The sequence below is a fragment of the Streptomyces sp. NPDC001604 genome, from assembly GCF_042893475.1.
Classification (GTDB): Bacteria; Actinomycetota; Actinomycetes; order Streptomycetales; family Streptomycetaceae; genus Streptomyces.
This window is the reverse complement of sequence record NZ_JBIAUY010000008.1, coordinates 54005-66828: the sequence shown is the minus strand read 5'-3', so window position 1 is coordinate 66828 and position 12824 is coordinate 54005. Positions and strand designations below refer to the sequence as shown.

Annotated in this window: 10 protein-coding genes; 7 read left to right on the top strand and 3 right to left on the bottom strand. The window is 69.8% G+C overall.

The genetic code is table 11. From position 1 onward, the window contains the following. The first annotated feature begins 66 nt into the window (after positions 1-66). Positions 67-1014: a bifunctional riboflavin kinase/FAD synthetase gene (locus ACFY1E_RS22760; RefSeq protein ID WP_389078796.1), complete on the top strand. Its 948-nt coding sequence runs from the start codon at positions 67-69 to the stop codon at positions 1012-1014. A 90-nt stretch (positions 1015-1104) separates the two neighbouring features. On the opposite strand, the gene ACFY1E_RS22755 is transcribed toward ACFY1E_RS22760, so the two are convergent. From ACFY1E_RS22755 to eccE, 3 genes are all read right to left on the bottom strand, one after another. Next, positions 1105-3879, bottom strand: a complete 2775-nt coding sequence (locus tag ACFY1E_RS22755; RefSeq protein WP_389078793.1) for an SCO5717 family growth-regulating ATPase — start codon at positions 3877-3879, stop codon at positions 1105-1107. Positions 3880-4097: 218 nt separating this feature from the next. Continuing rightward, positions 4098-4943: a hypothetical protein gene (locus ACFY1E_RS22750; protein WP_389078791.1), complete on the bottom strand. Its 846-nt coding sequence runs from the start codon at positions 4941-4943 to the stop codon at positions 4098-4100. Further along, positions 4943-6268 carry a type VII secretion protein EccE gene (gene eccE, locus ACFY1E_RS22745; protein WP_389078788.1) on the bottom strand — a complete coding sequence of 442 codons (1326 nt, stop codon included), beginning with the start codon at positions 6266-6268 and terminating at the stop codon, positions 4943-4945. Before eccE ends, ACFY1E_RS22750 begins: the two co-directional genes overlap by 1 nt. A gap of 410 nt (positions 6269-6678) precedes the next feature. Between eccE and eccB the strand changes: the two genes are divergently transcribed. The 6 genes from eccB to ACFY1E_RS22715 all read left to right on the top strand — a co-directional run bounded on the left by eccB (position 6679) and on the right by ACFY1E_RS22715 (position 12815). Then, complete coding sequence (gene eccB, locus ACFY1E_RS22740; RefSeq protein WP_389078786.1) at positions 6679-8256, top strand: type VII secretion protein EccB; 1578 nt, start codon at positions 6679-6681, stop codon at positions 8254-8256. Between the two features lie 287 nt (positions 8257-8543). Next, a complete protein-coding gene (locus ACFY1E_RS22735) occupies positions 8544-8855 on the top strand; it encodes a WXG100 family type VII secretion target (RefSeq protein ID WP_115905532.1) in 312 nt (103 codons plus the stop codon). A 94-nt stretch (positions 8856-8949) separates the two neighbouring features. Beyond that, positions 8950-9240, top strand: coding sequence for a WXG100 family type VII secretion target (locus ACFY1E_RS22730; RefSeq protein WP_115905531.1), 291 nt, complete (start codon positions 8950-8952; stop codon positions 9238-9240). A 242-nt stretch (positions 9241-9482) separates the two neighbouring features. Beyond that, the gene (mycP, locus tag ACFY1E_RS22725; protein ID WP_389078783.1) at positions 9483-10784 is read left to right on the top strand and encodes a type VII secretion-associated serine protease mycosin; all 1302 of its coding nucleotides are present in this window, start codon (positions 9483-9485) and stop codon (positions 10782-10784) included. 92 nt (positions 10785-10876) lie between these two features. Beyond that, on the top strand, positions 10877-11245 hold the full coding sequence (locus tag ACFY1E_RS22720; RefSeq protein ID WP_389078781.1) for a hypothetical protein: 369 nt from the start codon (positions 10877-10879) through the stop codon (positions 11243-11245). A 37-nt stretch (positions 11246-11282) separates the two neighbouring features. Then, entirely contained in the window at positions 11283-12815 is a 1533-nt protein-coding gene (locus tag ACFY1E_RS22715; RefSeq protein WP_389078778.1) for a hypothetical protein, read from the top strand. The last annotated feature ends 9 nt before the right edge of the window (positions 12816-12824 follow it).

Below are 12824 nucleotides of genomic sequence, written 5' to 3'. Positions count from 1 at the left end.
GCATGGCACCCTTAGACCTGCGTAAGAGGTCGGTAGACACGGACACGGGTTCGAGGAGCGGTCACAGTGCAGCGCTGGCGTGGCTTGGAGGACATCCCCGAGGACTGGGGGCGCAGCGTCGTCACCATCGGCTCCTACGACGGAGTCCACCGCGGTCACCAGCTGATCATCCGGCATGCTGTGGACCGCGCACGCGAACTGGGCATCCCGTCCGTCGTCGTCACCTTCGACCCGCACCCCAGCGAGGTCGTCCGCCCCGGCAGCCACCCGCCGCTGCTGGCCCCGCACCACCGCCGCGCCGAACTCATGGCGGACCTGGGCGTGGACGCGGTCCTGATCCTCCCCTTCACCACCGAGTTCTCGAAGCTGTCGCCGGCCGACTTCGTCGTCAAGGTCCTGGTCGACAAGCTGCACGCCAAGGCGGTCGTCGAGGGCCCGAACTTCCGCTTCGGCCACAAGGCCGCGGGGAACGTCGAGTTCCTCGCCGAGCAGGGCAAGGTCTACGACTTCGAGGTCGAGGTCGTCGATCTGTACGTGCGCGGTGAGGCGGGCGGCGGCGAGCCGTTCTCGTCCACCCTCACCCGGCGTCTGGTCGCCGAGGGCGACGTCGAGGGCGCGGCCGAGATCCTCGGCCGCCCGCACCGCGTCGAGGGCGTCGTCGTACGGGGCGCGCAGCGGGGCCGTGAGCTGGGCTTCCCGACCGCCAATGTCGAGACTCTGCCGCACACCGCGATCCCGGCCGACGGCGTCTACGCCGGCTGGCTGCACGTCCAGGGCGAGGCGATGCCGGCCGCGATCTCCGTCGGCACGAACCCGCAGTTCGACGGCACCGAGCGCATGGTGGAGGCGTACGCCATCGACCGCGTGGGCCTCGATCTGTACGGCCTGCACGTGGCCGTCGACTTCCTGGCCTACGTCCGCGGCCAGGCGAGGTTCGACTCCCTGGAGGCCCTGCTGGAGCAGATGGCCGAGGACGTGAAGCGGTGCCGCGAACTGGTGACGGCCGCCGACTAGCCGTACCGGAAAGCGTTTCGGAAAGCGTTTCTACGACGACGAAGGGCGGCCGGTGCTCTCGGGCACCGGCCGCCCTTCGTCGTTGCCGTACTACTGCTGGGTCCAGCCGGGCGGCATCGCGCCCGGCTGCGGCTGCTGCCCCTGCTGCGGGTCCTGGGGCGGCTGCTGCTGCCAGCCCTGGCCCGGAGCCGGCTGCTGCGGGGGCTGCCCCCAGCCCTGCCCCGGCTGCGGGGCGCCGCCCTGGCCGTAGAGCTGCTGCTGGGGGTCCTGCGGCGGGGGTGCGTAGCCCTGCTGGGGCTGCTGCGGGTACTGCATGTGCGGGTTGCCGAAGCCCTGCTGGGTGCGGGCGAAGTCCTCGGCGATGAGGGCCGCGAGATCGAAGTAGGCCTCGCGGGTCTTGGGACGCATCATCTCGAGGTCCACCTCGGCGCCCGCCGCGAGGTGCTCGTCGAAGGGGATCACGACGACACCGCGGCAGCGGGTCTCGAAGTGCGCGACGATGTCCTCCACCTTGATCATCTTGCCCGTCTCGCGGACACCGGAGATCACGGTGACCGACCGCTGCACGAGATCGGCGAAGCCGTTCGCGGACAGCCAGTCGAGCGTGGTCGAGGCGCTGCTCGCACCGTCCACCGAGGGGGTGGAAATGATGATCAGCTGGTCGGCGAGGTCGAGGACCCCGCGCATCGCGCTGTAGAGCAGACCGGTGCCCGAGTCGGTGAGGATGATCGGGTACTGCCGGCCCAGCACGTCGAGCGCGCTGCGGTAGTCCTGGTCGTTGAAGGTGGTGGAGACCGCCGGGTCCACGTCGTTGGCGATGATCTCGAGGCCCGAGGGCGCCTGCGAGGTGAAGCGGCGGATGTCCATGTAGCTGTGCAGCTGCGGGATCGCCTGGACGAGGTCGCGGATGGTCGCGCCCGTCTCGCGCCGGACCCGTCGGCCGAGCGTGCCGGCGTCCGGGTTGGCGTCGATCGCCAGGATCTTGTCCTGGCGCTCGGTGGCGAGGGTGGCACCGAGCGACATGGTCGTCGTGGTCTTGCCGACGCCGCCCTTGAGGCTGATCACCGCGATCCGGTAGCAGGACATCACCGGCGTACGGATCAGACCCAGCTTCCGCTCCCGCTCCGCCGCCTCCTTCTTGGCGCCGAGCTTGAAGCGCGAGGGGGCCTGGTTGTTCTTGCGGGCCTTCGGCTGGTTGCGCAGCAGCCGGTCGGAGGAGAGCTCCACGGCGGCGTTGTAGCCGAGCGGGGTCCCCGGCGCGGCTTGCTGCTGCGGGGGCGCACCGGGTCCGGCCTGCGGGCCGGGCGGGGCGGTCCAGCCCTGGTTGCCGTACGCACCGGGTTGCTGCTGCAGGGGCGGCTGCGGCTGCGGCGCCTGCTGCGGGGGCTGGGGCTGCGCCGGAGGCTGCTGCTGCGGTGCGGGCTGCTGCTGGGCGGGCTGCGGATAGCCGTAGCCCGGCTGCTGGGGCGGGTAGCCGTAACCGGCCTGCTCGGGCTGCGGCGGGTAGCCGTAACCGGGGGCCTGCGGCGGTGCGGGCTGCGGCTGGGCGGCCTGGGGCGGCTGCTGCTGCGGGTAGCCGTATCCGGCGGCCTGCGGCTGGGGCTGTCCCGGCTGGGCGGCCTGGCGCGGGTCGGCCGGTGCGGGCTGTCCGCCCTGCGCCGGGTATCCGGGCTGCGGCTGGGCCGGGCCGAACGCGCCCTGCGGCGGCGTCTGGTGGGCCGGCTGACCCGGCTGCGGCTGGACAGGGGGCTGGCCGGGCTGCTGCGGGTAGCCGTAACCGGCCGCGGCCTGCGGGTCCGGCTGCGGGACCGCCTGGCCGGGGTGTGCGGGTGCGAAGCCCTGCGGCAGCGGGGGAAGTCCCGGTGCGGCCCGGGGCGGGGTCGGGGCCTGCGCGGTGGGCTGCGGCTGCGGCTGGGCGACGGGCGGGGGCGGGGGAGCGGCGGGCGCCGCCTCGGCCTCCGGTTCTGCTTCCGCAGTCGCCGAAGCGGGGGAGTCCGTCTCGGGCGCCGGCTCGTCGGCACCGGCCGCGGACGCGGCGGGGTCGGCCGGCTCCGGCTCGTCGCCGTGCTGCTCCTCCGACTCGACCTCGTCGTCGCCACCGCCGAACAGGCGCGCCGCCTCGGCATCGGCGGCCGCATGGTTGAGCTCGGCCTCCGGCTGCTCGGGGGCGGCCGCCGGTACGCCGGCCGCCGGGGTGGCGGTCTGGGCGTCCTCGTCGACCGGCTGCAGCGCCGGGAAGCCGGGCGCGGCGGCCGACGGCGCGGCAGGCGCCTGCTGCTGGGGCGCGACGGGCGGCGGGGTGGGCGTCGGCTGCTGGGGCGCGACGGGCGGCGGCGTGGGCGTCGGCTGCTGGGGCGCGGCCGGCGGCTGCTGCTGCGGTGCCGCGAAACCGCCGGACGTGTCCTGGCCGGGCTGGGGCGGGGCGACCGCGCCCGTCTGCTGGGGGTAGCCGTATCCGCCGGGCGTCGTCGCGGGGGCGGTGGCCGGCGCGGACTGCTGCGGCGGGAATCCGTAGCCACCCGTGCCCTGGGCCGGTGCGGGCTGCGTGGGCTGCGACGGCGGTGCGGGCTGCTGCGGTGCGGTCTGGGCGGGCGGCTGTGCCGGTGCGGGGGCGGGTGGCGCGGGACGCTGCGGTGTGACGCCCGGGGGTCCCGTGGGTGCTCCGATGGGCGGCCCGCTCGGGGGCGGCGGCGATTGCCGCCCGCCGTCCTGCTGGCCGCCGGACGAGGAGCCACCCTGCGTGCTCTGGGCGTACCAGGCGGGCGGCTCGTAGACGATCTCGAACTCGCCCGTGAGGTCCACCTCGTGATCGTCCCCGTCCGAGGAAGGGCTGCCGCCGTTGTACTCGGACCGATCCCTGTTCACTGCTTGCCTCCTGGTCAGCCACTGCTGCTGAGCTGGTCGTCGTCGCGGCCGGGCGGACCGAGTGGCGAGTCCCACGCGACTGCGATCGTCACCGCACCACCAGAAGCCTAATCACTCACATGGCGGGACGGAAAAGCCCCCATGGGTGCGAACTCAACAGCCTCACGGGTGCGGCCGGTTCGCACCGTTCGCACCCTTACCTCGGTGACGGGGGCGCGTCAGTCCATCCGTCGGGCCACGCCGAGCAGGCCCGTCTCCGCATCGGTGGGTTCGGTCATCACGAACTTGTGGTGCTTGCGGGTGCACCACAGAGCGGCACCCTCGTGCAGTGCCGGCAGGTGCTGCAGATGCTCGTTCGGGACGCCCAGGGTGTCGCGTACGACCTCGATCTCCTGCGGCGAGATCCGCTGGATGCCGACCAGCTGCGCCTGAGCCAGCCAACGCGGCGCGTGCTCACTGACGTACGGCAGGACCGTCACCACGGCCTGCCACGGCACCGAGGTCACCCGCCCGCGCGGCGGGCGCACACCGCAGTCCCGGATCAGCACCACCGGACTCGACACCGACGGCCCCTGCGCGGGCACCCGGCCGACCGGATAGACCGTCACGCACTGCTGGCCGCCGCCCGCCGCCTGCGCCAACTGCTGCCAGACCTGCGGACGTCCGGTCTCGACGCCCACGCGCGCGCCCGTCGCGGCGGCACGCAGCGCCAGCACCTGGGCGAGCCACAGACCACCCACGAGGACGACGTCGAAGGCGGTCGGCCGGGACAGCCCCAGCACCGCCGGCTGCGCATCCGGGTCGGTGCCGATGAGCACCCCGTCGTCACCGATGGGCATGCTGATCGCCGCGAGTTCGTCGGCGGTGACGACATGGCGGTTGCGGCGCGGGCCGCGCAGCCCGAACCCCGGGCTGACGATGCGCCGTTGCTGCTGCGGGGTCTCCGGCTGCCGGATGATCGGGATCATGCCGGTGTCGGTGGGCGAGGCCACGTGGGCCGGCGTCGTACGGCCGGGGGTGCGGCCCTGCTGTCCCGGTGGCATGGTCTGCGGGGGGTAGGACATCAGTAGGTACCTCCGAGCGGCAGGGTGGCGAGAGCTCCGGGGACCTGCTCCCGGTCGAGACGGACCAGACCGGCCTTCGCGGCACTGGCGGCCCGTTCCAACTCCCGTCCCACCTGGCCGAGTTCGCTGTCACCGCGGGCCGTGACCCGGATGTGCCCGGTGAGCGAGACACCGCGGTTGCCGGCCTTGCTCAGGGTCATGCTGAACGTCGTGGCGAGCACCGGCAGCGAGGTCAGCCGCGTGACCAGCTCGGGCAGCGCCACACCGCCGTTGCCCAACTGCGGCCAGCGGGAGACCCAGTAGGTCGCGTGGTACCGGTCGTCGACCCGCCAGGACTTCACCGCTTCGACGGTACGGCGCTGGGGCGCCCGTCCCTCCTGGCCGTGCTGCGCGTTGGCGCGCGGGTTGAGGCAGCTGGACGTCGCCAGCGCCTGCACCAGCTCGTTCTCGTCGAGGATGGTCGCCTTGAAACCGGCGCCGGCCAGTCGGCTGGACAGCTGGTCCGCCACCCGCAGCAGCGCCTTCTGCGCCCCGGGAACACCGTCGCCGCGCGCCTGCACCGCCTCCGGGCACAGCTCCGGGTCGAGCTTCAGGGCGACCCAGGTCAGCCGCAGCGCGGGCGAACCGACCTGCGCCTGCAGGGGGCCGTACGAGCGCGCGGCGAGCGACTGCGCGGGCAGATGCGGCGCGGGCGCCGGCTGGGTGTGCTGCACGACCTGCGCGGAGGCGAGGCGGATCCCGTCGACCTCCAGGGCGTCCTGGATCAGCCGCAGCGGCAGCTGACGGTGGGCGGCTGCGGGCCGCAGCGGCTCGTCGGCCGGCTGCACGAAGAGGACGGCGGTCAGAAAGGTCCCGTCGCCGATCATGCCGATCGCCCGGTTGTCACGCGACACGAAGTTGTACGTCCGCAGGGCCGGGTCGCACTCCACGACCGGTGCCAGCATCGCGTCGGTCCCGGGCGGGACGGGCAGCTTGGCGTCGCGCCGGCGCTGCCGCATCGCGCGCGTCGTCTCGTACCACTCGGGCAGCGGCCGGCGTCCCCGGCGCAGCACCGCCAGCAGGAGCAGCAGCACCGCCACGGCACCGGCCGGGGCCAGCAGCCAGGAGGTGTCGGCGGCCCAGGCGGCCAGCATGACCGCGGCCGCGAGTTCCACGAGGATGAGCTGCTGCAACCGCACCGGACCCAGACCGCCGGGGCGGGGCAGCGTGCGCGGCGACGCGGCGGCGGGGGCGGCAGGAGCGGCGGGTGTACGACGTCTGTCGCCGGGCCCTCCCTGTTGCTGCTGTGCGCGGCGACCGCGCCGAGTGCTCGTAGCGCTGCTCATCCCCCGGGACATCCCTTTCGAGAACTATGTGGCCGCTCAGCGGGCCATCACTGGTCCATGAACTGGGCCATGACTGGGCCCACAACATCCGTGTGGGCGGCTCACGGTACCCGCTGCGAAACACCAGGCGACACACGGGACACCGAAACCCCAGGTGGCCAGCCTTTCACGGACCGGGCCCGCATGGTGAAGCGCTGTGGTGAAGCTCTGTGAAGATGCGGGGTCGGCCCAACACCTGGTGAACCGGCGTCCGGTGGCGCAGGGCATAGTAGGTGCCTGCGCGGCGGAGCAGGTGCCTGCGGGCGGCCGAGGCTGCCGTACGAACGCGATCCGGCGTCACCGGCGCGATCGAGCATTATCGCGCAGCCACAGACACGATCGAGCAGTAAAAAACGGGAGAAACGGGGACCATGGCAAAGCGTCAGGACGAGCTCGCCGCCTACAACTTCGCTCGCAAGCGCACCGTCGCGGCGTTCCTGGCACCGTCGCCGGGTGGCTCGGAGGAAGGCGCACCGCGTCCCATGCGCACGGTGACGCCCAGCCTGGCGCTCGGCGTCGTCCTGGTGATCGGCTTCATTGCCTACGGCGTGATCAAGCCGGCCGCACCGGCGGGCTGGGACAAGCCCGGCGAGTACATCATCGTCGACAGCGACTCCACGACGCGTTACGTCGTCATCAACGACAAGACGTCGAACGGCAAGAAGGTCGCGACGCTGCACCCGGTCCTCAACTACGCCTCCGCCAAGCTCCTGCTCGACAAGGGCAAGGGCAGCGTCCTCGAGGTCCCCGGCAGCGAGATCGACAAGAGCAACATCCCGCACGGCGCGACCATCGGCATCCCGTACGCCCCGGACCGCCTGCCCTCCAAGGACGACGCGGAGAAGGCGAAGACGTGGGCCGTGTGCGAGCGTCCGGCGCCGGGAGGCTCGGCCGACTCCATCGACCGCGCCGTCTTCGTCCTCGATGCCGACGACGCCAAGACGCTGGACAATTCCGGCAAGGTCGACTCCGGTGAGGCGCTGTACGTCAAGGACAGCAAGACCGGCGCGCTCTACCTGATCGACCGCGACGGGAACCGCTTCCTGCTGGGTGGACCGGCTTTCGACAAGACGACCATGGCGCAGCTGCTCTCGGCCGTCATCGGCACGTCCGCCGAGCCGCAGCCGGTGAGCCAGGAGTGGCTGGCCACCTTCAACAACGGCGGGGCCATCACCTTCCCGACCGTCCCGGGTGCGGGCAGCACGACGACGGCCAAGGGCCTGCCCACCGGGGCGACCACGGTGGGCCAGGTACTGGAGTCGGAGGACGCGCAGGGCAAGCAGTACTACGTGGTCCTCCAGGACAAGGTCGCCTCCGTCACCCCGTTCGTGGCGGAGCTGCTCAAGCAGTCACCGCAGGCCCGGGCGACCGGGACCACCAAGGTCCCGCAGAACGTCATCATCGCGGCCAACGGCGGCGCGCCGGACAAGTTCTACGGGGACAAGGGCTGGCCGGACGACGTCCCGCACCAGGCCAACCCCGCGTCCACGGCGAACGGCCAGGCCCGCACCACCTCGTGCAGCGTCTACGACGGCACCTTCGGCGCCGACAAGAAGCCGAAGCTGGCCGCCTGGGCCGGAACGGCGTACCCCAAGAAGGTCGTCTCCGGTTCCGTGAGCGCCTACGTCTCCTCCGGCTCGGGCCTGCTCTTCAAGGAGCTCACGGGCGTCGCGGGCGGCGGTGGCGCGCAGTACCTGCTGACGGACACGGGCCTGCGCTATTCGCTGCCGTCGAACAACGACAGCTCCGCGAAGGGCAAGGTCGCCGGTTCGTCCTCCTCCGGCTCCGACGGGTCCTCGCAGAACGCGAGCGAGACGGACAAGGCCCGCACACGACTCGGCTACGAGGACATCACCAACCCCGCGCTGGTGCCGCAGACTTGGGCGGAGTTCATCCCCAAGGGCCCGACGCTGGACACGGGCAGCGCTTCGCAGGAACAGAGCCAGTGATGGCGTAACTGCCGCAGGCAGGGAGGCGATTGCGGTCCGACTGCAGTCGGATTGCAGTCGTCATCTGTCAACAGGCGTGCGGGCGCGGGCACTTGAGCACACCGAGGTTGTTGATCACAAGATGATCGCTCAAGTGTGTGAGCCGTGTAACTGATTGGTCTTGCCTGTGGATGTGAGACAGGCTGACGATAGAGTGTTTGCAGCGCTCAACGGTGCGAAGCTTCTCCGGGCACCACGTAGGTTTCCCGGATCAGTCAACATGAACGACGACATGGGGGAAGGTCATCATGGCCGGCCAGTTCCGGGTAACAGAGGACGAACTCACCAAGCTCTCCGGTGACATCAGCACTGTCAACGGCCAGCTCCAGGGCGAGATCCGCCGTCTGAACGGTGTCATCGAGCAGATCGCCGGCGGCTGGAAGGGCCAGGCGGCCACGTCCTACCACCAGCTGCAGGAGCGCTGGAACCAGGACGCGAAGAAGATGAGCGACATCCTCAACGACATCAAGGAAGCCGTGGACTCCACGCGGAGCAACTACTCCGCGTCGGAAGAGCAGCAGAACTCCGAGATCAGCAAGATCATGTCGGACTTCGGCTGAGCCGTACCCGGCTCCGACCGATCCACCGGGCCCGTGGGGCCCCCTGATCCTGATCGATCCCGAACGACTTCCTAACGACTCTTCCTGAAAGGGAATGACGATGTCGATCCTCGTCAATTACGCAACCATCACCAACGCCTCCACGGACGTGCGTACCACCGCCGGCCGCATCAAGCAGCAGCTCGACGACCTGGAGGCCGCGGTCAAGCGCGTCGCCGCCACCTGGGAAGGCGAGGCGCAGGAGGGCTACCAGCGCAAGCAGACCGAGTGGGACAAGACGGCCCAGGACCTGCACAACACCCTCCTGAAGATCTCCACGGCGCTGCAGAGCGCCGCCGAGAACTACCAGGCCACGGAGAAGAGCAACGCCTCCACCTGGGGCTGAGCCGTCGGCGACCCGAGGCACCTGAGGGACCTGAGGGACCTGAGATGAAGAGAATCGGCCCAGCCGACGCCACGGTGTCGGCTGGGCCGTCCTCTGCTTCGGGCCCGTACACAGCAAATTCAGCAAATCTTCACACGCGTCAATCTCCGCACTCGTCCGCTGTCTCCACACTCGTCATCAACTCCACACTCGTCATCGGGACGTCCGGCATCGGTACGTCAGGAAGCCCTGGGGGCCTGAACATGAGGGGCCTGAACGTGGAGGGCCGCAGAGCCCGTTCGCGTAGCCGCAACGACCGCCACGACCGCAACGGTGGAACCCGCGCACTGCAGCGGGTTTTCGGCGTGCTTGCGGTGACCGGGTTGTGCGTGGTGTCGGCACCGCCGGCCCTCGCTTCCGACGGCCCTGCCTCCGGCGGCGCGAAGTTCGGCCTGGCGGCGAGCACGGAATGCGTCTTCGGCGGCGACGTCATCAAGTCCACGCCCTGGTCCCTCCAGCGGATCCTGCTGGACCAGATGTGGGGGCAGGCGACGGGCAAGGGCGTGACGGTCGCGGTGATCGACACGGGCGTGGACAGCTCCAATCCGCAGCTGCGCGATGCGATGGCCCCCGGCAGTAAGTCCTACGTCGGCGGCTCAGGCACCCAGGACCTCGAAGGCCACGGCACTCGGGTCGCGGGCATCATCGCGGCCCGTCCGCTCAAGGGCACCGGCTTCGAGGGCATCGCCCCAGCCGCCAAGATCCTCTCCTTCCGCTACGCGGGCGGAGAGAACAAGCAGGGCAACGCGGGAACCATGTCCGACGCGATCCGGGCTGCGGTTGCCGCGCGCGCGGAGATCATCAACATCTCCTCCGACACGGCGAACAAAAAAACCGACCCGACACTCGAGAGCGCCGTGGCGGCGGCCGTGAACTCGGGGGCCCTGGTCGTGGCGGCCGCCGGGAACGACGGAGCCGACGGCAAGTCCGCGAACACGTACCCGGCCGCGTACCCGGGAGTCCTGGCTGTCGCAGCCTCCGACCGCAACGACGAACGCGCCTACTTCTCACAGGCAGGCGACTTCGTTGACGTCGCGGCACCGGGCGTCGACATGGTCTCGACGGTCCCCAAGAAGGGCCAGTGCACGGCCGACGGCACAAGCTTCGCGGCGCCGTACGTCGCGGGCGTCGCGGCTCTGCTGAAGCAGAAGCACCCGGGCTGGACGGCGGACCAGATCGCCACCCGAATCGAGGAAACGGCCCAACGCCCGGGCCGCGGCCCCAACCGCTACATCGGCTGGGGCGTGATCGACCCGGTAGCGGCCCTGACGGACACCTCAAAACCGGCCTCGACGCCAACACCTGACCCGGCGGTGAAGGCCGGCTCCGGCGGGGTCGTCCCCATGGCGGTCACCATGGGCGAGAGCGAGGCGGAACGGGAACGCCGGACGGCCATCTATGTGGTGGGGGCGGGACTCGCGGCGGTGCTGGTGGTTGCGGGGAGTGGGGTGGCTGTGCGGGACTGGCGTAGCAGGCGGGTAGGAAGAGCTGGGCGGGTCGGGTAGGCGGCTCACCGGCCGAATCGGCCGATGTGGGCGATGACTTGGGCACCGAAAGGTGCTGACAACTTGAAGTACAGGGGAGAGGACAACGGGGTATGAGTGACGGGATGCGGGTTGATCTGAGCGCGCTGGATGAAGTCATCCGCAGGCTCTGGAGGTTGCTGGACGACATGGAGAAGGCCAGCACGACGTCGAAGTACGCCACGGAAATCCCGGTAAACGCCTTCGGTCAGGTTTCGGAGGACTCTTGCAAGTTCCATGAAGCCGCCGAGCTACACGGGGCTCATAGGGACATGAAGACCAAGATCGAGGGGATCATCGAGAAGCTCCACGGGTTGATCGACGACTTCAGCACGAAGACCTCGAAGGTCCGGGACAAGTACAACGACGAGGAGCACGAGATCAAACACAGCATGGGGGGCGGCTCGGGTGGCTCTGCCAAGGGCCAGTTGGCTTCTAGCTAGTCGAGTTCCGGAACAGCACTGACGAGGGGAGTAGGTCATGGGCGGTGTAGATGACAGCCGGCAGTTGAGGAAAAGCCAGGACGAGGCAAAGAAGGTAGAACAGCGGAACGAGCATGACCGTCTCGTTGAGTCCGATACGGTCAAACGCCATGGCAAGGCCATCGATCGCAAGGCCTTCAAGACGCAGTTCATGGAGTACTCGGTCAACGGCCTGCGCAAGATGATCCTGGACTCCGATCCTGGGACTATCTCGACGGTTGGAGATCACTGGAAGAGCGTCCATCAAATCCTTTCCGGCGGCGACGGCGACGGAAAGACCGGTGCTGTGGACACACAATCCGTCCCTGGCAGTATCGCCGGGGACCTTGAAAAAGCCGTCGATGACGTCCTGCAACATTGGGACGGCCAGGCGGCCGAAGCCTTTAAGCGCAGGGCTAGCGATATCGGCGTCCAGCTTCGGAATGGGGCTGCGTACGCCAACTTCACGGCGGAGCAACTTTTTGCGGTCAGTGCGGACCTCGAGCAGGCCAAGACCGAGATGAGGGGTATCCACGAGCCGTCCTCGCTCGAGAGCGGCTGGAGCAAAATGACTGATGGCGGCGATTACGATGATACCCAGGCGAAGAAGGACCTGGCTGCGGGTGTCAGTGCCAAAACTGTTGCCGAGGCGAACAAGGATAATCTGTCTCTGGGGATGGAGCGAAAGCTTCAGGCCATAGGCGTGATGGAGACCCTGGCGACCAACTACAAGGTTTATACGCAGAACCTCGATAAAAACAAGTGGATTAACGAAAGAGAGCATATCAGTCCGCCGGATAATAACGTGTCAATGCCTCCTCCAATCCCAGCGCCGAGTGCTGCGGCTGGGAGCCCGAGCGCTGGTCGAGTGGCCAACAAGCCGTGGAGCGCAGGTTCCACCTCGAGCATCAAGCCAGCCCCCGCAGCGCCCCGTGACCCGGGTATCACGGGCGGTTCGCAGCTTCCCACGGCCACGTCGGAGCTTCCGGCGGCCAGGACGAATGTGGACAGCATCTCTCCTGGCCTCTCTGGGACTGGTTCCGGCACAGGTGTTGGCGAAGCTGGCGTCGGTGGTGGCGGTGGCCTCGGTATCGGTGGAGCGCGGAGCGCAGGTCTCGGGGTGCCGGGCGGAGCTGCTGGCCTTGCGGAGGGTTCTGCTGGCGGCCTCGGCGCCCTAGCTGGTCGCGGCGGTTTGGCTGGCGCAGCAGCAGGCCGTGGTGCCGGAGGTCGGGCCGGCATGGGCGGGATGGGCGGCGGAGGCCTCGGTGCAGCTGGCCGAGGTGGTGCCAGCGCCGGCGGCCGTGGGGCCCTTGCGAGGACCCGTGGTGGTGTGGTCGGTTCAGCCAAGGGAGTCGGCAAGGGCGATGGTGGCGGTGCAGGCTTGCACGGCAGCCGGGGTGGAACGCAGGCCGGCGCAGCTGGGGCAGGTGGCAAGGACCGCCGCAAGAAGGAGAACAGCCAGGGCGACCGCCCCGACTACTTGGTCGAGGACGAAGAGACCTGGATCTCGGAAGATGACCGCAACCGGAACGTACCGCGGACGATCGAGTAAGCATGTGAG

Excerpts from the sequence above, each read along its gene's own strand:
- eccE (WP_389078788.1), bottom strand. The coding sequence starts at position 6,268 with ATGAGCAGCGCTACGAGCACTCGGCGCGGTCGCCGCGCACAGCAGCAA.
- mycP (WP_389078783.1), top strand. The coding sequence starts at position 9,483 with ATGAGGGGCCTGAACGTGGAGGGCCGCAGAGCCCGTTCGCGTAGCCGC.
- ACFY1E_RS22720 (WP_389078781.1), top strand. The coding sequence starts at position 10,877 with ATGAGTGACGGGATGCGGGTTGATCTGAGCGCGCTGGATGAAGTCATC.
- ACFY1E_RS22750 (WP_389078791.1), bottom strand. The coding sequence starts at position 4,943 with ATGTCCTACCCCCCGCAGACCATGCCACCGGGACAGCAGGGCCGCACC.
- ACFY1E_RS22730 (WP_115905531.1), top strand. The coding sequence starts at position 8,950 with ATGACGATGTCGATCCTCGTCAATTACGCAACCATCACCAACGCCTCC.
- ACFY1E_RS22715 (WP_389078778.1), top strand. The coding sequence starts at position 11,283 with ATGGGCGGTGTAGATGACAGCCGGCAGTTGAGGAAAAGCCAGGACGAG.
- ACFY1E_RS22735 (WP_115905532.1), top strand. The coding sequence starts at position 8,544 with ATGGCCGGCCAGTTCCGGGTAACAGAGGACGAACTCACCAAGCTCTCC.
- eccB (WP_389078786.1), top strand. The coding sequence starts at position 6,679 with ATGGCAAAGCGTCAGGACGAGCTCGCCGCCTACAACTTCGCTCGCAAG.